This window comes from Micromonospora sp. FIMYZ51 (genome assembly GCF_038246755.1).
Classification (GTDB): domain Bacteria; phylum Actinomycetota; class Actinomycetes; order Mycobacteriales; family Micromonosporaceae; genus Micromonospora.
In genome coordinates this window covers 4,517,704-4,538,316 of sequence record NZ_CP134706.1, presented here as the reverse complement: position 1 = coordinate 4,538,316, position 20,613 = coordinate 4,517,704, and the positions used below count along the sequence as shown (strand labels likewise).

Below are 20,613 nucleotides of genomic sequence, written 5' to 3'. Positions count from 1 at the left end.
CGAAAGCGAGCCGCGATACTGGTGGACCCCGGCCGGCAGGAACTCGCGGACCAGCAGGATCGAGGGTTGCGGCGCAACCTCAATTACCGTCGACCCAACACTGGAATCCCGAGCCGACGTAGACGTCCCAATCGAGAGCGGGAAAGCATGAGCGAAACGCCAACTCAGACCATGGCCCGCGCCCGGGTCGTACGTCGGATCGACGCGCTCTTCCGGGCGATGCAGACCGACGCTCTGTTGCGGGAGCAGTTCATCACCGGCCCCTCCGAGATCCTGGCGGAGTACCTGAAAGGTGGGCGCATCACGGCGGAGAAATCCGCAGTCACCAACCGACTGATCTATTCGGTGTTCGCGAACAAGAAGCTGCTGAAGTGGTTCCAGGATTACGCCCACGATCACATCGACGACGTGCCATCCCCGGCGCGGTTTCTCGCAGACTTCTGCGCGGCGGTGGTCGACCACGAGGGTCGGACCGTAGTCAGCGCTCTGATGGCGGCCTGTGTGGCCGGCACTGGGGTGCATGGTCTGAGCGGCGATCTCCTGCACTACCTGATCAACCTGCACGCCGCGCAGGTACTCAGTGGCGACGACATGCTCGACCAGGGGGCGGCGGTCGACGAGGCAGAGCACGACAGCATCGCGGTACCGCAGGAGAACGAGGCGCGCGGCACCCTGACCGCCGTGACATGGACCACCTACACCACCGGGACCGGCACCGGCACCGGTACGGGGGTGGCGACCCGTAGTCCGATCACCAGAGTGTCCATGCGAAAAGCGGACGGGAACGTCGTCGCCGGCCCGTTCATTCCTCTCTATGCCGCAGTTACCCTGAACGCTCTTGCCAGCTACGCCGCTGAGCTACATGAGCGCGGCGACTTCGGCCTCTGCTGACCAGACGATGAGCACACGTCTCGACTCCCCAGCCGTGCTTGCTTCCGCCAGGGCACTGTTGCGTGACGGCCGTCGGGAGGAAGCGGAAGATCTGCTCAAGACGGCCTTGCTCGCCGATTCCTCACTGACCGATGTCCGGCGGGAACTGGCCGTACTACTTGTCGCGTCAGGACGCCGGGACGAGGCGTTGCCGCTGTGGTGCGCCGAGCTTCGCAGCGGCCAAAGTGGCCTGTCCTGGATGCAGGATCTGCTTCAGGCGGCCCTGGAACGCCCTGATCTGACCCTTGCCGGTGACTTCGCCGTGCTCACCGCTCAGGCCCGGTGGGGTGATTCCTCCATATCCGCCGAGCGGGCTGAGATACCGCTGAGCGTCCCGAAACTCTGGCATGACATCGAACAGTTCCGCTATCTTCGGCGCCTCGGGTTGCTGGGCAGGGATTACGAGACGCTGATCGAGGCGTACCAGACTGTGCATGATCGGTTGGCGCGCCGGGGGCCCGACGCTCGGGAGCCCTTGGACCCCCATGGCGATCCAGGTTTTGCCGACGCCTACAACCGGCTTCATCATGTTCGGCATGTGCCACGGGTGGCGCGAGCCCTCTCCGAATGCTGGGACCCGTCCGCCGTCGAGGAGCAGTACCTGACGAATCCGCCCGGGGTCGTGTACGTCGACAACTTCCTCGCCGATGAAGCCTTGGAAGGCTTGTACCACTTCTGTCTGGAATCGACGATCTGGTCAGGCAACCGCTACGCCCACGGCCGGCTGGGTGCGTTCCTCCAGGACGGCTTCAGCTGCCCGCTGCTCATGCAGATCGCCGAGGAACTTCGCGCGGCGCTGCCCCGGCTCATCGGTGTCCGCTATCCGCTGCGGCAGATGTGGGGTTTCAAATGCGGCCCGGAACTGCCCGCCGACGCCACCACACACGCCGACTTTGCGGCCGTCAACGTGAACTTCTGGATCACGCCGGACCACGCCAATCTGCACGGGACCTCAGGCGGCCTCGTGGTACACGACATCGACGCGCCACTGTCGTGGGACTTTGACACCTACAACGGCCGGGCCGACCTGATCCGGCCCTTCCTGCAACAGCGGCAGGCGCGCCGCATGGTGATTCCGTACCGGCAGAACCGCGCGGTCATCTTCAACTCGGACCTGTTCCACGCCTCGGACATGGTGCACTTCCGCCCCGGTTACGAAAACCTCCGGGTCAACGTCACCATGCTGTATGGCGACCGCGAAGAGGAGACACACCACCGTCAACTATCCGGCCCGGAAACGGCTCCGTTGCGCCCGCCCTGGCGCTCTGCGGTATTCGATCGCACACGACTCAGAGGATGAGCGATGAACGGACTCGACGCTGTCTCGCCAACGGCGCGGTCGTCGAGAACGCGGTTCGGCAGGACGGCCACGGTTGTCAGGCATACATGTAGGCGTGCGTCCAGTAGGAGCCGGCAAGGAACTCACGTCCACAGTTGTGGCAGGGCGCCGCACGTCCCTCGTCGGCGAACTCGAAGATGTTGTGCACGCCAAGGACGGTGTCGCGGAGGAGGCGCTCGTCGTGCACCCGATGCTCGACGGCGTAGGCGACGATGTCCATCGCGGTCGGCGTGCGACCGCAAACACATGACGACCGGCCTGACGCGGGGATGACCGAGAACTCGGTGATAGTGCCGAGCGGGAGCCGCAGCAGACCCTCGATATATCGGAGTTCCTCGGCCGGTGTCTTCACGACCGGTCCCTGCTGCGGAAGGAACGACATCGCCCTGCGCATCTCCTCATCGCTGAGCCGGATCCCCGTCCGAGCGCCGCTTCTCCGGTACTCGTCCTTCAGCGCCTGAATAGACGTTGTGCCCATCGGCTTCCTCCTGTCGGTCTCGCAGGTGCCGATGTGATCGTTCAGCGGCACGGGCGGTGCCAAGCCAGACCTCTCCATGAGCGGACGGTCTTTGACGCAGACCCGCCGCCTCGGCCGAGGGTAGCAACCGACGCTTTACTGTGCGCCGATACTGCAAAACAGGACATGCTGGTCCGTGATTCAGGGAACGCGCCCGAGTCATCGTGAAAACAATTCAAACAGTTGATTTCTTGCCTGTCCTGGACGGGCGCAGGCCGCCCGTCCAGGACAGTGGGGCTCAGGTGGCGGTGCACACCGGGGTCAGGCCGTTTGCCGTCCCAACGCCCTGGAAACCGAACTCGGTGGTCTGGCCCGCGTTCACCGAGCCGTTGTAGCTGACGTTGCTGAACTGCACGGTGCCGCTGGTGCCGCTTGGGTTGGCGTTCCAGGTGTTGGTCACGGAGGCCCCCGACGGCAGGGTGAGTCGGACGCTCCATCCCCTGATCGGCGCGGAGCCGGCGGTGACCCGCACGGTGGCGACGAAGCCGCCGGTCCAGGAGTTCAACGAGACCGTCGCCGAGCATCCCGCGGTCGGCGGTGGCGTGGTCGGGTCGACCGGCGGTGTGGTCGGCGGCGGGGTGGTCGGGTCCACCGGTGGGGTGGTCGGCGGTGGCGTGGTCGGGTCGACCGGCGGGGTGGTCGGCGGTGGGGTGGAGTTCCGACCCTTGTTCAGCTCGTCGAGCACCGCGTGGTAGGCGGCCTTCTTCTGGTAGCTTCCGTTGCCGCCGGTGAACAGCAGGCCCCGCTCCGAGGAGCGCCACGACTCGCTGTCGGAGATGCCCCAGACGGTGATGCCTGTGCACTTCTCGACGTTCAGGCAGGCCCGAACGACCTTGCGGTAGTTCTCCGCCTGGCCCGTGCCGATGTCGTTGTTGCTCAGGTCGTCGTCGATGTCCAACTCGCTGATGTGCACCTCGACACCGAGGTCGGCGAAGCGCTGGATGTTTGCCTGCAAATCGTTTGTGATGATGCTGTTCGGGTTGTCGTTGAAGTGCGCCTGGAACCCGACACAGTCGATGTACTGCCGGTAGTTACGGACGATGTCGTACAGCGCGTTGGCCTTACGGTTCGGGGCGCCACCCTGGACCGTCAGGCCCTCGACGTCGTAGTCGTTGATGCAGAGCTTGGTGGTCAGTCCGCCGGCCTGCACGACCTGCTTGGCCCGGATGAACGAGTCCCGGATGACGTCGGTGTCGCCGGCATCGAAGAAGTCACCGTCGCCGTTGGCGTCCCGGTTCATGGTGTGCGGCCACTGGTTGCGACGCCGGCCGGTGTTGTTGTCCTCCAGCGCCTCGTTGACGACGTCCCAGTAGGCGATCCGGCTGCCCCAGCGGTTGATCGCGTTACCGATGAAGTTGTTAAGCGTCGCCTGGCTGGCACCCTGCAACGCGCCGGCCTGCGAGTGCCACACCAACGTGTGGCCACGGACCAGCATGTTGTTGCTCTGGGCGTGGTTGACCAGGGTGTCCGCGCCGCTGGTGTTCTGTAGCCCACCGCTGGAGGTGGCGATCCTGTCCGGCTTCATGTCGTTCTCGGGCGTCAGTTGGTTGAACTCCTGACCGACGATCGAGTAGAGCCGGTTGGGTGAGGCTGCGACCCCGAAGAACAGCCCGGCCTTGGCGGCTGCGGCCCGCAGCGTGGTCTCGGCCGCGGCGGCCGGACCGATGGACTGGACCGTCACAGCGCTGCCCAGCAGCATCAACACCGCCGTCGGCAAGGCTATTCGAGCAACTTTCCTGCGCCGTCTCAGGCCGCTGTTCACGGGACCTCCTCGATGCCTGACGCCACAAATCGACGTACCTGCATGTCTTAGGGGGTCAGTATCAATACCAGTTCGCCGCACGGTCAACAACTTCCGGAAATGTTCCGGAAACTATCATGGGGTTGGGAAACCGACGAATGCATGTTTATGCAGTTAGGAGAAGGGCGCGACCGTGCCGTCTCACTCAGGCAGGAGAACGACACCCGATCGCGCCCATCATCGAGGTCACCGGTACCGAAACATTCCAGAGTGCGGCTTCTGTGGAGCGCCGGGTCGATGGTGAGGTCCCCGTGGCGGTCGAGTCACAGCCGACTGTCGTAGCCCTGTGCCAGGCTTCGGGGCATGGCGACCTTCGTTCTGATCCATGGCGGTGGCGGCAGCGCCTGGGACTGGCATCTGCTGGCCCCTGAGCTGGCCGGCCGGGGCCATGAGGTGGTGGTACCGGAGTTGCCGATCGGGGACGACACGGCGGGTTTCGCCGAGTTCCGCGAGACGGTGGTCAAGGCGATCGGCGACCGGAGCGACCTTGTGGTCGTCGGCCAGTCATACGGGGCGTTCACCGCGCCGCTGATTGCCGACCGCCTGCCGGTGCGGCTGATCGTCCTGCTCACTCCGATGGTCCCGAAGCCCGGCGAGCGGCCCTCGGAGTGGTGGGACAACACCGGTTACCGAGGCACGGAGGGGCTCACCGAGCAGGAGCAGTTCTTCGACGGCGTCCCGGCCGAGGTCGTCGCCGAGGCTGCGGCGCACGTCCGGCAGCAGGTAAGTGCGGAGTGGAACGAGCCATGGCCGCTTGCGGCGTGGCCGGCGGTGCCGACGAAGGTGCTCATCGCCCGGGACGACCGGTTCTTCCCGGCGGAGTTCCAGCGCCGGGTGGCCGCCGACCGGCTCGGCGTCGTTCCGGACGAGATCGACGGCTGCCATGCGGTGACCCTCAGCCACCCGAGGCAACTCGCCGAGCAGCTGACCGCTTACCTGCGGCACTGACCGCACCAACGGTCTGATCCGCAGGGCGGCACCAGCGGTCGGATCCGCAGGGGGCGGGCGACGACCGCTGGGCCGGCGGGCGCGTCCCGCCCGTCACCGACCAGGGTCACCGGCGGCTGCCGGACGCTGCCCGACGTCCGCGCCGCACCGCAGCAGCGGCAGCAGTTGGTCGCCCTGACGCCTGATCTCCCGCAGGTCGGGCGTGTCGGAGAGCACGAAGTGGGTGATGCCCATTCAGTCCGTGGGACGGACCGCACGCCCGGCCGATCTGGGTGTGGTCCGAAGGTGTCACCTCACCGGGTCGTCACAGCCGGGCGCACGCTCCACGCAGGCCGGTGGCGCCCGATGGGCCCAGATCGAAACACCCCTCAGGCGACAACGCGAAGCATCGGGCGCGGCAGGCTAACATTGCCGCGTCCTGAGGGTGGCTGCGGAGACGAGGCGGTATGGGGTGGCTCCAGCGTGTGCTGGGTGGGCGACGGGTCGAGCACGATCCGGGCCGACAGGAGGCGCTGCTACAGGAGGTCCGGCACCGCTTCGGCATCCGTGTGCAGGTCCGCCCCCGCGATCAGATCGAGGCGATCACGCGACTGCTGGACGATGAGGATGGTCTCCTCGTAGCGACCTGGATCGTGCGCGAGGTCGCCGACGGAGCCCACACAGATCTTCAGTCCCAGGCTGCCGACGTGTACCGGCGTACCGGTTACCGGCTTGCGGTCGATCGTCGCAACTATCGCTCGTTGTGGCGGGAAGCCGGGGCGGCGCTGCGCTGGCCGCTGTTCGACCCGCCGGGCGGCCTGCATCCGTACGTGCAGGTGGCTGCGGCGGTCACGGTCATCGGCGACCGTGCGTCCCGGGTCGTGAAGACCACTGACCCCACCCCGGTCCTGGCCGCCGTCTTCGAGCTGTTCGACCTCACCACCGCCGGTTGGGAGTACGGCCGGGTGCGGCCGGACACCGATGGCGCCGAGTTGGCCCTGCGGCTGATCTCGGCGGCCCGGCAGATCAACGCGGCGCTGTCGGATCCGCCGCCGCTGCCACAGCCGGTGCGGGAACTGATGCGCCGCAACAACACAATGGACGTGTTCGACCCGGCCGGTGACCGGGTGGTCGGCGGGCTCAATCTCGGTGCGGAGCTGAGGCCGGCCCTGCTGTCCTGAGCGACGACCGCCCGCCGGATCCCGGTCGTGCTACTAAACCTGTGCGGTAGGCCGAACGGTCCTGGAGCGCCTGGCTGGTCTTGCCGGCGCCCCGGGCCGGCCCGGGAGGCACGCTTGCTCGGATGCAGGTGCCTACCGGCGCCGGTTACGGGGATGCTGCTTGGCCGCGCGGGCGGATCCGTCCGCGAGCGATTTACGCTGCCCGGCCGGGCTCGGTCTGCTGTCCCGTGCTGAACGCCAGCGTCAGCTGACCGGCCGCTGGCCGAGGAAGTCCAGCATCAGGTCGGCGACGTCGTCCAGGTGGCTTTCCAGCAGGAAGTGTCCGCCGTCGAGGAGATGGACCTCGGCGTGCGGCAGGTCTTCGCCGAAGGCGGTCGCTCCGGCCGGTGCGAAGATCTGGTCGTTGCGGCCCCATACGGCCAGCACGGGTACCCGGTTGGTTTGCAGGTGCTTCTGGAGTTGGGGGTAGAGCGCCCGGTTCGTCGGGTAGTCGCGGAACAGACGTAGCTGCACCTCGTCGTTGCCGGGTCGGTGGAGCAGTGCGTGATCCAGGGTCCAGGTGTCGGGACTGATCACGTCGGGGTCCGGTACGCCGTGGGTGTACTGCCAGACGATCGCATCGAGTCCGAGGGCGGTGCGCATGGCCGCCTCGTGCTGGGCGTTCGGGTTTTCCGCGTACGCCCAGACCGGCGCCCAGAAGTCGGGGACGAAGCCGGCCTCGTAGCCGTTGCCGTTCTGGGTGATGACGGCGGTGACGGGGGAGTGCGGTTGGAGGGCGAGTCGCCAGCCGATCGGCGCGCCGTAGTCCTGGACGTAGATGGCGTACCGGTTCAGGCCGAGTTGGTCGAGCAGCCCGGCGGTGAGTCGGGCGAGCGAGTCGAAGCTGTAGGCGAACTCGTCGACCGTGGGGTGGTCGGACTGGCCGAAGCCGAGATGGTCGGGCGCGATCACGTGGTAGCGGTCGGCCAGGCGCGGGATGAGGTCGCGGAACATGAACGAGCTGGTGGGGTAGCCGTGCAGCAGGACGACGGCGGGGGCGTCGGATGGTCCTGCCTCCCGGTAGAAGAGCCGTTGCCTCTCGACGGTGGCGTACCGGTGGAACACACGCATGCCTAACCTCCATGACTTTCTTAGATGGTTAGGAAGCTACTGGTAGACTTCTAACCTGTCAAACTGCTTTTGATGGTTAGGGGGCGTGGTGGCGGTCTCGACCGACGAAGATCTCCTGCTGTTCATCCTCAACAGCACCCCGGTGGTCGACGGTGAGCCGCGCGACCTGCTTGCCGATCCCACCTCGGCCTGCTCGACCCTGCGAGAGTTCGGCGGCACCGGCACCCGCGAGGAGTGGGAAGCGGTGCGCTCCGCTCGACCCCTCTTGCAGGGCGTCGCCCGCGCTGAGCTGACGGCCGACTCACTCGCGCCGCTCCTGGCGGACGCGGTGCAGATCCCCCACCTGACGGCCACGCGACTCGACTGGTCGTTGACGGCTCCGCCAGATCAGCAGTGCGTGGTGCGGGCGGTCATCGCCTGGGCCGGCCTGCGCGAGACCGCCCCCGACCGGCTGCGGCCCTGCGCGAACGACGAGTGTCGCCGCTTCCTGGTCGACCGCAGCCGGGCGAACACCGCCCGCTGGTGCTCGATGGCGACCTGCGGCAACCGCCTCAAAGCCCGTCGGCACTACCGCAGGGCCCGCACGCAACCCTGACCGGGGTGGTAGCCGGCGCCCGAGACGGTAAGGCCCTCGACGGCCGGACGCACGAGCGGCAGCCACGTTGCGGCCAGGGTGCCAGCACAGTCGTCACGTCTCGGAAGCCCCGTCGGCTGCGGGAAGCTGCCGGATGGTGTCGCCCACCTCGATTGTCGCGCCGACCAGCACTCGGGCGTTGAGGCCGCGCAGCCGTAGTCGCTGGCCTTCCTCGGTCCAGACGATCTTGTGGGCGTCGCGTCCGAACCGGGCGGCGAACTTGGCACAACCATTGTGTGGCTGTTCGGTCACCTCGATGACGGCCCGCTCGCCGATCGCCAGGCGGGTACCGGCCGGCAAGGCGTCGACGCTCAGGTCGAGGTCGACGTAGAGCTGATCGCCGGCAAGCGCCCAGGCGTCCCGATCGGGACCGGCGATCAGCTCGATGAACCGGGAGTTGATGACGTTCAGCTGCATGTCGGGGTGTGGTGACCGGTCGCTCGTACGGTTGCTGGGTCGTTGACTCCAGCTGTCGCCGAGCAGCCCGGTGGCAGGGTCCAGTTCGGCTCGGGACAACACCTCGCGGGCGTCGACGGCCGGCCGGCGTACGGCCAGCTCCAGGGTGCCGATCCCGGGCGGGGACCGCCGTACGAGAGGCAGCCCTTCCATGATCTCGTCCATCGAGCGATGCCGTACCGTGCTGGAATTCTCCATGGTCCGACTGTGCGCCATGCACGTACGTGGCGTCCAAACAGTTCTCGCAGCACGAGATCAGGATGAGGCGTTTTCGGTTTGCCGGGCTGCGTCGCAGGTATCAGGATGCGGTGGGTGCTCGCTTCGGCCGCCTGCGCTCGATCTTCCGCTGCTGACCGACCGAGAGGAATCGCTGATGCCCGTCCGGCCCGAACTGCTCCGTGGTGCCGCCGAGGTCGAGGTCACCCAGCGCGGCATCCGGCCGCACCGGCTGCCTGCCTGGGTACGGGAGCAGTTCCCGGACGGACAGCTGCTTGCGATGGAGAGTCAGTCCTCCGGCGTACGCCTCGTGTTCCAGACGGCGGCGAGCGAGGTCGAACTGGTGACCCACCCGACCCGGATCGCCTACCTGGGCGCCGAGCGACCACGCGGGCGCCTCGACGTGTACGCAGCCGGCCAGCTCATCGTCCGCGATGAACTCGACGGCGGCGACCGGTTCGAGGTGGACCTGGCCAGCGGCCAGACCGCCTTCCATCCCGGGGCGGCGCACACGACCAGGGTCGCTGGTCTACCCGCCGGCCGTCACCGGATCGAGGTCTGGTTGCCGCACAACGAGACCGTCGACCTGATCGAGCTGCGTGCCGACGCCCCGATCGAGCCGGACGACGCCAGGCTGCCGTTGTGGGTGCATCACGGCAGCTCGATCAGTCAGGGCTCGAACGCGCTGGCGCCCAGCGAGATCTGGCCGGCCGTCGCCGCCCGTCGTGCCGGCGTCGAGCTGCGCAATCTCGGGCTGGGCGGCAGCTCGTTCGTCGATCCGTTCCTGGCCCGCGTGATCCGCGACGCGCCAGCCGATTACATAAGCGTCAAGCTCGGTATCAACGTCGTGAACCTCGACGGGATGCGGCTGCGTACCTTCGTCCCCGCCGTCCACGGCTTCCTCGACACGATCCGCGACGGTCATCCGGAAGTCCCACTGGTGTTGATCTCGCCGCTGTTCTGCGGAATCCACGAGGACACCCCCGGCCCGGGTGCGATCGACCCGGTCTCGATCGGCTCCGACCAGGTGCGTTTCGTGGCGACCGGAACGCCCGGGGACGTCGCGCTGGGCCGCCTGACCCTCCAGGTCGTCCGGCGCGAGTTGCGCTCCCTGGCCGAGCGTCGGACGGCCGACAAGAACCTGCACTATCTGGACGGCACCTCGTTGTACGGCTCAGCCGACGCCGCCGAACTCCCGCTACCCGATGGCCTGCATCCGAGCCCCGAGGCACACCAGCGGATCGGTACCCGATTCGCCGAGTACGCCTTCGCCGGCACCGGCCCGTTCGCCCGATGACGCGGTCCCGGCACTGGCCGGTGGCGGCCGATGACGCGGTCCCGTCGCCGGCCGGTGGCGGCTACGCGCCCTGGCCCTGGTTCTGCATCAGCCCGCCGTCCATGAAGTACGTCGAGCCGGTGACGTAGTCGGCGTCGTCGCTGGCCAGGAAGACGGCGAGCTTGGCGATCTCTGCCGGCTGCGCGGCCCGCTTCCACGGGATGGACTGCACCTGCTCTTCGAGGTACTTCGGGTCGTCGATCGCTCGCTGGTTGAACGGGGTGAGCACCATGCCGGGGCCGATGTTGTTGACGTTCATGTGCATCGGGGCGACCTCCAGGGCGATGCTCTTGGCCAACTCCAGCATGCCCCCCTTGCTGGCGTCGTAGTCGGAGCCGCCGGCCCGGGCCACCTCCTGATGTACCGAGGTGATGTTGATGATCTTTCCATGTCCGCCCTGGTCGCGGCGGTGCTGGATGAACCGTCGGCAGCAGAAGAACATCCCGTACAGGTTGGTGCGGATGGCCCGGTCCCAGGTGGCGGTGTCCAGGTCGGCCACCGGAATGCCGGAGGCGTCCACGCCCGCGTCGTTCATCAGGATGTCCAGCCGGTCGAACTCCGCGAGGGCCTCGTCGAACATCGCCTCCACCTGGTGCTCGACGCTGATGTCGCCCTGCACCACGACAGCCCGCCGGCCAGCGGCCTCGATCTCGGCCTTCGTGTGGTTGGCACCCGCGTGGTCGTGCAGGTAGTGCACCACCACGTCGGCGCCCTCCCGACCGAACTCGATCGCGGTGGCCTGCCCGATGCCCGAGTCGGAGCCGGTGATCAGGGCAGTCCTTCCTGCCAGTCGTCCGGTCATCAGCATGCTCCCTCCGTCGCTCTCGCCACCGGCCGCGCGTACCCGATCGCCGCCGCCCTAACCGAACGGGTCCGACCGGGGGGCCCGCGCGTTCAGGGGAGTTGATCTGCTCAGGTGGGCCACGATGGGACGTTCACTGCGCCGGACGGCCCCGCCGGGCGGAAGCGGACACCGGCGTGCGCTGCGGGCGCAGCCGGCGGAGGTTTCCGCGGCAGACGGCGCACGCTCTGTCGAGAACGCCCCGCCAGCTCCGTCCCAGCAGTGCAGCGGCCACCCACCGTGGCTGCCCGAGCCCAGGGAGATCCGGCATGACGATCCATCGGATGGACAACGTCCTCATCGTCGTTGACGATCTTGACGCGATGATCGCGTTCTTCGTCGAACTCGGCATGGAGTTGGAGGGTCGGACGCCAATCGAGGGACGCTGGGTTGAACGGGTCATCGGGATCGACGGCGTGCGACAGGACATTGCGATGCTGCGGACCCCGGACGGCCACGGCCGCATCGAGCTGGCGATGTTCCACACGCCGAAGGCGATCAGCACCGAACCGAACGAGGCACCGGCCAACACGCTGGGCATTCGGCGCATCATGTTCGCCGTCGACGACCTCGATGCCGTCGTGGCCCGCCTGCGTACCCACGGTGCCGAACTCGTCGGTGAGCTGGCGCAGTACGAGGACCTCTATCGGCTCTGCTACGTCCGGGGCCCGGAGGGCATCATCGTCGGACTTGCCGAACAGCTCAGCTGACGTCTGCGGGGGCCGCTGGGAGCCGGGCCGAGCACTCGCGGTGCTGACCGGGTCACCCGTGCGCGGGCATGATGGTTGCCGTGAGCCAGGTGCACTCCGTACCGGTGCGGATCCGTTCCGAGCCCTGCGAGACGATCGCCGGCCTCCCGCATCCGCGACTGCGGCCGTACGTCGCCGGTTACGGGGGATTCCGTTCGGGCTCGGGAGCGGCCGTGCGGCACCGGGTCCTGCCGATGAACCTGGTGACGATGATCGTCGACTTCGCCGGGCCGAGCAGGGTGGTGACCGGGCCCCGGAGCAGCCCTCTCGTCTGCGAGCAGACCGCCTGGGGAGACGGCGTCTGCGTCGGCTTGACACCGGCCGGAGCGATCGCGCTGCTCGGCGTACCGATGGCGGAGTTGACCGGCAGCACCCTGCGGCTGGCGGACCTCCTCGGCCACCGGGAGGTGGAGTTGGTCGAGCGGCTTCGGGAGGCACCGGACCGGCAGGCGTGGTTCGGGGTGCTGGATGCGTACCTGACCGCTCGGCTCGCCGTCGACAGGCGGCCGGACGGGCTGACGATGCGGGCCTGGTGGCGCCTTCAGCGATCCGCGAGTCGGCTGCCGATCAGCACGGTGGCCGGCGAACTCGGCATCGGCCGCCGCAGCCTCGAACTTCGCTTCCAGCGACAGATCGGTCTGTCGCCCGGAACTGTCGTGCGGATCGCCCGCTTTCAGCGCGCCGTGCACATGCTCACCCGATCCGCTGGCCTGCTGCGGACGGCGGTCGACTGCGGGTACGCCGACCAGCCGCACTTCACCCGGGAGATCCGCGCCATGTCCGGCCTGACGCCCACCGAGCTGCGCGCATTCTTTCCACAGGGCAACCCGCTGGCGGGCACGTCCGGTGCGGTGTCCGGTCCTGACGGCACTCGACGGTGACGACGACGGGTGCCGGTGTCGGCACCGACGGTCGGATCAGTCACCTTGACGCTCGGCTGGGGCGGGATCGGACGTCAGGGTGCCCTCGGGCCGGCGGTGACCGCCCGGACCGGGTCGTCTCGACCCGTCCGCGCGTTGGCGCGGCAGCCGCCTTGGCGTGGCATCCGGCGGTTCCGCCAGCAGCACGACGAGCGCCGCGACGGCCAGCAGACCGCCGGCCAGCGCCGTGCTGCGTACCCCGAACTCGGGCAGCAGGGCGGCACCGAGCAGGGCACCTCCGGCGATGCCGACGTTGAAGGCGGCGGCGTTGCCGGCCGCCGCCAGGTCGGAACGTCCCGGAGCCACCTCGAGGACCCGGTTCTGCATAGCCGGTGTGAGCGAGCCCATGGCGAACCCCGACAGGGCCAGTAGCACCCCCACCGCAAGCGTCGACTCGGCCAGGAGGAACATCCCGACCAGCGCGAGCACGAGCAGCAGAACCGAGACCACCATCGTCACGCGCTGGTTGCGGTCGCTCGCGATTCCGCCGACGGTGATGCCGGCGAGGTCCGTGAGCCCGCGGACCAGCAGGAGAAGGCCGACCGCCGCCGGGGGAAACCCGGTGACGTCGGTCAGGAACACGGCCGTGTAGGTGAACGCCGTGAACAGCCCGCCCACCGACAGCGCGGTGGCGATCACGACCGTCGCGTAGCGGCGGGCGTTCGGGTTGGTGCCGGTGAACGAGTGGGTGCTGGTATCCGAGATCGCAGGCAGCAACGTCACGATGGCCCCGAACGCGGCGAGCGCCAGCGCGGCTAGCGCCAGGAACGCCGCCCGCCAACCAAGGTGCTGTCCGAGCCAGGTGCCGGCCGGCACGCCGAGCATCGGGCCGAGGGAGCCTCCGGCGAAGACGACCGCGGTGACCTTTGCGCGTACCCGGAGCGGAAACATGCCCGCCGCGACGGGCGCCACGATGGCCCAGAACAACGCCTGGGTGAGCGCGACGACCACGCGTGCCGAGAAGAGCAGCTGGTAGTCGCGGGCAGCGGCCGAGACCACCGTGGCGACGACAAGCACACCCAGCAGGACGGTCAGCAGGCGGCGACGCGGTATCCGCTGGGTGAGGTAGGTAAGCGGGACCGAGACGATCGCGACGGTGGCCGCGTAGCCGGTGACGAGCAGGCCGGTGTGCGACAGCGACACGTTCAGGTCGGTGGCGATGAGCGGGAGGATGCCGATCGGCAGCGTCTCTATCGCGACGTAGCAGAACGCCGAGACGGAGAGCGCGATCAACGCCCCGATCGCCCGTGGTGCAGCTACGGTCACCGGCTCCGGCGGTTGCGCAGGGCCGCGCATCGGTTGCCCTCCGTGTCGCTGTCAGGCTCCGTCAGGTGCCGGTCAGCGACCACCTCGGCGGCTGCCTGGCCGGGCCCGGGTGGAGAAGGCCGCTGCACCGGATCGCGCCGGTGCGGATCGGGTGGCGGTGCTCGACGCCGGCTTGCTGCCGCGTCGGCTCCGCCCGCCGGAGGCGGGCTGCGCCTCGTGCCGTACGGCGGCGGACCGGGGGGCCGGCTGGGGGATGGGTTGGGGGACCAGCGTCCGTTCCCCGGGAGCGAGTTCGCGCAGCAGCGCGTCTCCCGGGCGCAGCCGGGTCGTGGTCGCCGTGATGCCCGCCTTGCGGGTCAGTTCCCGTACCTCGGGCACCTGACCGTCGGTCATCAGCGTGACGACGGTCCCGGCCGCGCCGGCCCGGGCGGTACGGCCCGAACGGTGCAGGTAGGCCTTGTGTTCCACAGGCGGGTCGGCGTGCACGACCAGGGCCACGTCGTCGACGTGGATGCCGCGCGCGGCGATGTCGGTGGCGACAAGCGTGTGCGCCTCCCCGTCGGAGAAGGCCCGCAGGTTCCTGGTGCGTGCGCCCTGAGCCAGGTTGCCGTGCAGCTCGACGGCGGTCACCCCGGCGGCGACCAACCGGCGGGCGAGGGTTTTCGCGCCCCGCTTGGTGCGCGTGAACACCACGGTCCGGCCCGGTGCGGCGGTCAGCTCGACAAGTACGGCGAATCGGTCGTCGGCGTTGACGTGCAGCACGTGGTGTGCCATCGCGGAGACCGGCGACAGCGTCGAGTCGACGCTGTGCACGACCGGGTCGGTGAGGAACCGCCGCACCAGGACATCGACGCCCGCGTCCAGGGTGGCGGAGAAGAGCAGCCGCTGCCCATCGCGCGGGGTCTGCGCCAACAGCCGCCGTACGGTGGGCAGGAAGCCGAGGTCGGCCATGTGGTCGGCCTCGTCGAGCACGGTGATCTCGACGGCGTCCAGCATCGCGTGGCCGGAGTCGACATGATCGGCGAGCCGGCCCGGGCAGGCCACCAGCACGTCGACCCCGGCGCGCAGCCCGGTGACCTGGGGCCGGGCGGCGACGCCACCGAAGATGGTCATCGTGCGCAGCGACAGCGCCTGCGCCAGCGGCGCCATCACGCTGTCGATCTGGGTGGCAAGTTCACGGGTGGGTGCGAGGATCAGCGCCCGGGGGCGTCCGGCCCGCCGTGGCGTGGCGGTGGCGGCCAGGCGGGTGAGCACCGCCAGTACGAAGGCATAGGTCTTGCCCGAACCGGTGCGGCCCCGGCCGAGCACGTCCCGCCCGGCGAGCGCGTCGGGCAGGGTCGCGGCCTGGATCGGGAACGGCCGGTGTACCCCGGTCGCGGCCAGCACGCCGGTCAGCGCGTCGGGCACGCCGAGGTCGGCGAAGGTGAGGGTGTTTGGCGAGGTGATCTGGCGTGGGCGGCGTGCCGCCATGAAGGCTCCGAACGTCGAAGGGACGTCCCGCCCGGCGCTGACCGTGCTGGCCGCGGCGCGTGGCGTGGGACATCGAACCCGGCCGCCGTGTCGGGCGGGCCGTGCCGTCAGTCTACTCGAAGCGCTGCCGGATCTCGCTGCCAGCCGAAATGGCGGGGGACGCGAATCGGTGTCGGCCGATCAGGGCGTCTCGATCTGCCACCGGCTCTGCCCGCCCATCCAGGCCTGGGCCAGGATCTCTGCCGACTGGCGGCCGGGGCACGAGTGGATCTTCGAGCGGCCGGTGTCGCCGCCGGCTCGCGCCTCCACCTCCCACGACTCTCCGTCAGTGCGGATGTACACGTCGCGACGCCCTCGTGCGGTGCGGTTGCCATTCCACCAGTGGCGCTCAGTCTTCACCCCCCGACCGTATAACACGAGGTCCGCGAGGGAAACCTTGGCGATCTTGTGAACCGTCGATGCGCACGCAGAGACATTTAACTTCTGCTATATATGGGAACGCTTCCACGCCGTGGGGGTCTTATCCATCGAAGGAGAACCATGCGCAACGTCCTCGCCGCCGTGACCGCCGCACTGATCCTCGGCGGCACGGCCGGCAGCGTCCCGTCCGACGCGGCAAGTGCCGCCCAGCGTGGCTCCTGCACCCGCCACATGCTCTTCTGCGAAGACTTCGAGCGACTGCCGCGCGGCGGCCCGAGCAGCCTGAACTGGGGCGTCGACACGCGCAACGGCACGCTCACCGTGGAACGGGCCCACCGGGGCAACCAGGTGTTGCACATTCACACCGTCGACAACGGGCGCGCCTTCTTACGGGTCGACGACTTCGCCGCACCGGGCAACCGGTTCTACGGCCGGATGCGGCTGCGCGTGGACGCCTTCCCGACCGCCCCCGACTGGGCGCACTTCACCCTCGTGGAGGCGACCGGCAGCGGCAGTTCGGAGATCGTCCGCCCGATCGGCGGCCAGTACGCGCCCACGGTCCCCGGCATCTTCTGGGGCGTGGGCGCGGACGGCGGGCCCACCGGCGACTGGACCAACTGGCGGGAGTCCGCCCCGGTCGTCGAGGACACCTGGCAGTGCTTCGAGTGGAAACTCGACCCGACGGACAACCGCGTCACGGTCTGGATCGACGGGGTGGCGAACCCGGAGCTGACCGCCTCCACCCACCAGCACGGCGGCAACGACGTGCCCTTCATCCTGCCGACGGTGAACACCGTGAAGATCGGCTGGCAGCTCTACCAGGGCGGCACCACGCCTGGGGCGTTCGACCTCTGGATCGACGACATCGCGCTCTCCAGCACGCGCCTCGGCTGCTGACCGGCGGTAGCACCGAGAGCCTGAGCACCGGACGGGGCCGCCGTCATTTCAGCTCCTTGTCGAGGAACTTCTCCACTCGACCCTGGGTAACGAAGGCGTCGGCCTCGATCGGCAGGTTGCGATATTTCTCGTAGGCCTGCGCATGTTCTTTCTCGGTGGCGTCCAGGCGTCGGGCGAGCAGATCCCCGTAGCTCCTCAGGTAGTTGTCGTTGGCCTCTTTGATTGTGGCGTGCAGAGGGCCTCCGGGGGTTCCCGACGGGCTTGCTTCCAGCGCCTTGGCCAGGAGCTGCCAGAGGTCATCTACGGCCTGCTCTGCCGACGCGGGCCAGTGGTTGGTGTCCAACGGTTCGGCGGGCACCTCGCCGCGCGACCTGACCTCGCCCAGCCGTTCCTTCTGGCGCAACAGCTCCGTGTACACCTGCGCCAGGTGTACGGGTGCCTGCTCGGCGGCTTTCAGGGCGAGCCTGGGATGACCTTTGAAGGCCGTGTTCGCCGTCTCGATGGTCGCGTCGAAGAGGTCCCCGGCCCACCTCAGCTCCGCCTTGCGGATGGGCTTGGCGGTGCCGGTGGAACGCATCCAGTTGCTGTCGCTCAGACTGTCGATGGCTCTGCTGATGATCGGAAGCGGTGCGGCGATCTCCTTCTGCACCGATGCCGGGTCGTCGCCCTGGAACCCCTTCTCGTCGCGCAACCTGAGGACCACGTGACGGATCATGTTGAACCACTGCTCGGCGTGGCGCGCCTCGTGGTAGACGGTGGCCGCCAGTTTCTTGACCTTCGTCGCATCGATGGGTTCCGGAAAGGCGTCCTGGTTCACCTCGATCCGCCAATCCTTACGCACGAAGCCCGCTCGTACGCCGTTTGCGCCCTGTTGTACGGCGACGAGGGTGGTGGGGGGAATCTGATGCTTCTGTAGGGCTTCGTCGAGCGCCAGCTGCTGGGCCTTGAGCACGTCGTCGAACGACTTCGGGCTCACCCCGGGGTGGCGGAACGCCTTCGCCGTCGACGTCGCGTACGCCTTGGCGGTCTTCTTCTTCGCGAGACCCACGTGACGCTGCACGAGGGGCGGATCGGCGGCGATCACCTCCGGGCCGGAGGTCGTGACTGGCCTGTCCTCGACCCGCAGCGCGGTCGTGACCTCGGCGCCCACGGCGGTGGTGGGCAGGCGCCACACCGGTGGTGTGCGGGTGCGGCTGCCGCTCAGCAATGCCGTGACCGCCCGGTTTCCGACCTGCCGTTGCAGGTTCACGAGTGCCGCCGGCACGGGGCGGTAGGCAGCCGCCTGACGTGGCGCCTCTCCACTGAGTCCCGACCCAGCTTTCCCGCCTCTGGTCGGTCTGCGCATCGATGGTTGCGCAACGTCCTCAGCCCGCACGGCTGACCTCCAGGGTGAGGCGGCCCAGCACCGAATCAACGCACTATGACGCGAGGGTCGGCACCCGTCAACGGCGGATCGTCCGGCGTGCCGGGCGAACCGTCCCGACACGCCGGGACGACGTCTCCTCGTAGGGCTGGTCGCCTGGACCTCAACCAGGGCCGTGCTCGCGGCCCGTCGGGGCGGCAGCACGGCGCCCCGTCCGCCGCGAGCCGACCCGCGCGGAGATCGCCGCGGCGAGTCGGCGGGGCACCGCTCGGTTGAGCCCGACGATGACCTTGTACCTGGTGGTCGGAATGCTCACCCGGACGCCCCGGGAGAAGTCGCGCAGCGCGGCGTCGACCACGGCCTCCGGCTCCAACCAGAGGTAGCGCGGTACGTCGTTGACATCGAGGTCGGCGCGGCGGTGGAACTCGGTCCGGACCCAGCCGGGGCAGACGGCGGTGACCTGCACGCCGCTGCCCACGATCTCCGCCGCGACGCTCTCGCTGAAGCTGACCACCCACGCCTTCGACGCCCCGTACGTGCCCCGCGCCACGAACGCCGCGATGGAGGCCACGTTTATCACGCCGCCGGTGCCGTGGCGCAGCATGTGGGGCAGCGCGGCGTAGGTCAGCCGCAGCACCGCCTCGCAGTGCACCCGCATGGTGGTCAACTCGACGTCGAGTGGCGCGTCGAGGAACCAGCCCTGATGGCCGAAGCCGGCGTTGTTGACGAGCAGGTCGATGCCCTCGGCCGCGCGTTGCTCCGCCACCGACAGCCCCGCCTCGGTGGACAGGTCGGCGACGACGGTCTCGACCTTGACGCCATGGGCCTGCCGCAGCTCGTCGGCGGCCGACGCCAGCCGGTCGCGGTCGCGGGCCAGCAGGACCAGATCCGTGCCGTCGCGGGCCAGGCGGCGGGCGAAGGCGGCGCCGATGCCCGCGGTAGCTCCGGTCACCAGTGCCACCGACATGAGCGACACGCTACCAACCGGCGTACGGCGCGGACTGCCCGGATCTCAGTCTCCGGCGGGGCCGACGCCACCGTCGGGCCGGCGCTGGGCACCCGGCGCCATCCGGCGCACCAGTTCGGCGCTGGGCCGGGGGCGACGCTCCCGGTCGAAGAGGCCGAACGGCACGCCGTCGCCGGCAAGCCACTCGTAGTTGTCGATGCCGGTCCAGAAGAAGACGCCGTCGACGTCGACACCACGGGCCCGAGCCTCGTCGACGTGCCGCAGTGCGCGGCTCAGGTAGTCGACGCGTGCCGCGTCGTCGTCGCCGCCGTAGCCGAGTTCGGCCACCACGAACGACCGCCCGGGAAGCTCGCGCGCCAACCGCGACAGCACCTCGGCGAGACCATCGGCCCAGGGCACGTAGCCCAGCGGCCCGGGGGACGCCTCGAACGGGTACGGCCGGGACTGGCCGCTGCCGTCGACGGCGGTCGCCGCGTAGTAGGAGAAGCCGTAGTGGTCGAAGGCGTCGGCGTACTCGTCGCTGCGGGCCAGGGTCAACCAGGAGTCCCAGACCACCGCGTCCCACTGCGCGACGGCGGCCGCCGCCTCCGGGGTGTCGTCGGCGGGCAGCAGGTGGGTAAGCGATGCGTTGGAGCAGACCGGACGACCCGACCCGCGCAGGTACGACGCCGCTTCGAAGTCGGCGTGGTGCACGGCCATGAGCGCCTGGAGGAACTCCGGCAGCGAGCGCATCCCGGGTGGGAAGGTGCCGGTGAGGTACGCCTTCTGCGCGAAGCTCGTGGGATTGTTCACCGGCATCCAGCCGTCGACCAGGTCACCGAACTCGTCGGCCGCCCGATGCACCCACCGTCGCCAGTGTTCGCCGGCCTCGGGACCGAGGAACCCGCCCTGCTCGGCCATCCACTGGGGGAGCACGGTGTGCAGCAGGGTGACCCACATCCGCAGGCCGGCGGCCCGCCCGGCGGAGAGCACCTCCCGGTAGTGGTCGACGGCGGCCCGGTCGACCCGGTCCGGCTCGGGCAGCACCCGCGCCCAGTTGATCGACAACCGGTGGTCGGTGAAGCCCCAGCCGGCGAGCAGTTCCAGGTCGTCGCGGTAGCGCTCGGCGAAGCCGTTGCCGTTCGCCGACTTCGGGGCGTGTCCCGCCTGCTCCCAGGCGTACCAGTTGTCTGCGGCGTACGCGCCCTCGGCCTGCACCGCCGAACTGGCGGTGCCCCACCATCGGATCGGCCGGTCGACCCGGGATGGTGCTGGCACGTGGTCGGCCATTGTG

General features: G+C 69.0%; 21 protein-coding genes. 9 read left to right on the top strand and 12 right to left on the bottom strand.

Features of this window, described 5'->3' with window-relative positions:
• Positions 1-147 precede the first annotated feature (147 nt).
• Positions 148-891, top strand: coding sequence for a hypothetical protein (locus tag QQG74_RS20475; RefSeq protein ID WP_341716382.1), 744 nt, complete (start codon positions 148-150; stop codon positions 889-891).
• Complete coding sequence (locus QQG74_RS20470; RefSeq protein WP_341716381.1) at positions 863-2,230, top strand: hypothetical protein; 1,368 nt, start codon at positions 863-865, stop codon at positions 2,228-2,230. Before QQG74_RS20475 ends, QQG74_RS20470 begins: the two co-directional genes overlap by 29 nt.
• 76 nt (positions 2,231-2,306) lie before the next feature.
• Here QQG74_RS20470 and QQG74_RS20465 read toward each other — a convergent pair whose 3' ends face one another.
• A complete protein-coding gene (locus QQG74_RS20465; RefSeq protein WP_341716380.1) occupies positions 2,307-2,825 on the bottom strand; it encodes a hypothetical protein in 519 nt (172 codons plus the stop codon).
• A 199-nt stretch (positions 2,826-3,024) separates the two neighbouring features.
• Positions 3,025-4,485 carry an endo-1,4-beta-xylanase gene (locus tag QQG74_RS20460; RefSeq protein ID WP_341716379.1) on the bottom strand — a complete coding sequence of 487 codons (1,461 nt, stop codon included), beginning with the start codon at positions 4,483-4,485 and terminating at the stop codon, positions 3,025-3,027.
• A gap of 405 nt (positions 4,486-4,890) precedes the next feature.
• On the opposite strand from QQG74_RS20460, the gene QQG74_RS20455 reads away from it, so the two are divergent.
• Positions 4,891-5,535: an alpha/beta hydrolase gene (locus QQG74_RS20455; RefSeq protein ID WP_341716378.1), complete on the top strand. Its 645-nt coding sequence runs from the start codon at positions 4,891-4,893 to the stop codon at positions 5,533-5,535.
• 93 nt (positions 5,536-5,628) lie between these two features.
• Here QQG74_RS20455 and QQG74_RS20450 read toward each other — a convergent pair whose 3' ends face one another.
• Positions 5,629-5,769, bottom strand: a complete 141-nt coding sequence (locus tag QQG74_RS20450; RefSeq protein WP_341716377.1) for a hypothetical protein — start codon at positions 5,767-5,769, stop codon at positions 5,629-5,631.
• A 212-nt stretch (positions 5,770-5,981) separates the two neighbouring features.
• Between QQG74_RS20450 and QQG74_RS20445 the strand changes: the two genes are divergently transcribed.
• Positions 5,982-6,695 carry a hypothetical protein gene (locus tag QQG74_RS20445; RefSeq protein WP_341716376.1) on the top strand — a complete coding sequence of 238 codons (714 nt, stop codon included), beginning with the start codon at positions 5,982-5,984 and terminating at the stop codon, positions 6,693-6,695.
• A 243-nt stretch (positions 6,696-6,938) separates the two neighbouring features.
• Here QQG74_RS20445 and QQG74_RS20440 read toward each other — a convergent pair whose 3' ends face one another.
• Positions 6,939-7,805 (bottom strand): alpha/beta hydrolase, encoded by an 867-nt coding sequence (locus QQG74_RS20440; RefSeq protein ID WP_341716375.1) that lies wholly within the window; start codon positions 7,803-7,805, stop codon positions 6,939-6,941.
• A gap of 88 nt (positions 7,806-7,893) precedes the next feature.
• Between QQG74_RS20440 and QQG74_RS20435 the strand changes: the two genes are divergently transcribed.
• The gene (locus tag QQG74_RS20435) at positions 7,894-8,400 is read left to right on the top strand and encodes a CGNR zinc finger domain-containing protein (protein ID WP_341716374.1); all 507 of its coding nucleotides are present in this window, start codon (positions 7,894-7,896) and stop codon (positions 8,398-8,400) included.
• 93 nt (positions 8,401-8,493) lie between these two features.
• On the opposite strand, the gene QQG74_RS20430 is transcribed toward QQG74_RS20435, so the two are convergent.
• Positions 8,494-9,093: an MOSC domain-containing protein gene (locus QQG74_RS20430; protein ID WP_341716373.1), complete on the bottom strand. Its 600-nt coding sequence runs from the start codon at positions 9,091-9,093 to the stop codon at positions 8,494-8,496.
• A gap of 175 nt (positions 9,094-9,268) precedes the next feature.
• On the opposite strand from QQG74_RS20430, the gene QQG74_RS20425 reads away from it, so the two are divergent.
• Positions 9,269-10,408: a GDSL-type esterase/lipase family protein gene (locus tag QQG74_RS20425; RefSeq protein WP_341716372.1), complete on the top strand. Its 1,140-nt coding sequence runs from the start codon at positions 9,269-9,271 to the stop codon at positions 10,406-10,408.
• A gap of 61 nt (positions 10,409-10,469) precedes the next feature.
• Here the strand turns inward: QQG74_RS20425 and QQG74_RS20420 are convergent, their stop codons facing one another.
• The gene (locus tag QQG74_RS20420; protein WP_341716371.1) at positions 10,470-11,249 is read right to left on the bottom strand and encodes an SDR family oxidoreductase; all 780 of its coding nucleotides are present in this window, start codon (positions 11,247-11,249) and stop codon (positions 10,470-10,472) included.
• Between the two features lie 308 nt (positions 11,250-11,557).
• Between QQG74_RS20420 and QQG74_RS20415 the strand changes: the two genes are divergently transcribed.
• Together QQG74_RS20415 and QQG74_RS20410 are read left to right on the top strand one after the other, a co-directional pair.
• On the top strand, positions 11,558-11,998 hold the full coding sequence (locus QQG74_RS20415; RefSeq protein WP_341716370.1) for a VOC family protein: 441 nt from the start codon (positions 11,558-11,560) through the stop codon (positions 11,996-11,998).
• Positions 11,999-12,078: 80 nt separating this feature from the next.
• Positions 12,079-12,918, top strand: a complete 840-nt coding sequence (locus QQG74_RS20410; RefSeq protein WP_341716369.1) for a helix-turn-helix domain-containing protein — start codon at positions 12,079-12,081, stop codon at positions 12,916-12,918.
• Between the two features lie 36 nt (positions 12,919-12,954).
• Here the strand turns inward: QQG74_RS20410 and QQG74_RS20405 are convergent, their stop codons facing one another.
• The 3 genes from QQG74_RS20405 to QQG74_RS20395 all read right to left on the bottom strand — a co-directional run bounded on the left by QQG74_RS20405 (position 12,955) and on the right by QQG74_RS20395 (position 16,092).
• Positions 12,955-14,253: an MFS transporter gene (locus QQG74_RS20405; protein ID WP_341716368.1), complete on the bottom strand. Its 1,299-nt coding sequence runs from the start codon at positions 14,251-14,253 to the stop codon at positions 12,955-12,957.
• A gap of 42 nt (positions 14,254-14,295) precedes the next feature.
• Positions 14,296-15,693 (bottom strand): DEAD/DEAH box helicase, encoded by a 1,398-nt coding sequence (locus QQG74_RS20400; protein WP_341716367.1) that lies wholly within the window; start codon positions 15,691-15,693, stop codon positions 14,296-14,298.
• A gap of 180 nt (positions 15,694-15,873) precedes the next feature.
• Positions 15,874-16,092, bottom strand: coding sequence for a hypothetical protein (locus tag QQG74_RS20395; RefSeq protein WP_341716366.1), 219 nt, complete (start codon positions 16,090-16,092; stop codon positions 15,874-15,876).
• Positions 16,093-16,233: 141 nt separating this feature from the next.
• Here QQG74_RS20395 and QQG74_RS20390 point away from each other — a divergent pair, with 141 nt between their 5' ends.
• Positions 16,234-17,010 carry a hypothetical protein gene (locus QQG74_RS20390; RefSeq protein ID WP_341716365.1) on the top strand — a complete coding sequence of 259 codons (777 nt, stop codon included), beginning with the start codon at positions 16,234-16,236 and terminating at the stop codon, positions 17,008-17,010.
• Between the two features lie 43 nt (positions 17,011-17,053).
• On the opposite strand, the gene QQG74_RS20385 is transcribed toward QQG74_RS20390, so the two are convergent.
• From QQG74_RS20385 to QQG74_RS20375, 3 genes are all read right to left on the bottom strand, one after another.
• Entirely contained in the window at positions 17,054-18,259 is a 1,206-nt protein-coding gene (locus QQG74_RS20385; protein WP_341716364.1) for a hypothetical protein, read from the bottom strand.
• A gap of 277 nt (positions 18,260-18,536) precedes the next feature.
• On the bottom strand, positions 18,537-19,340 hold the full coding sequence (locus tag QQG74_RS20380) for an SDR family oxidoreductase (RefSeq protein ID WP_341716363.1): 804 nt from the start codon (positions 19,338-19,340) through the stop codon (positions 18,537-18,539).
• 45 nt (positions 19,341-19,385) lie between these two features.
• On the bottom strand, positions 19,386-20,609 hold the full coding sequence (locus tag QQG74_RS20375) for a family 1 glycosylhydrolase (protein WP_341716362.1): 1,224 nt from the start codon (positions 20,607-20,609) through the stop codon (positions 19,386-19,388).
• Positions 20,610-20,613 lie beyond the last annotated feature (4 nt).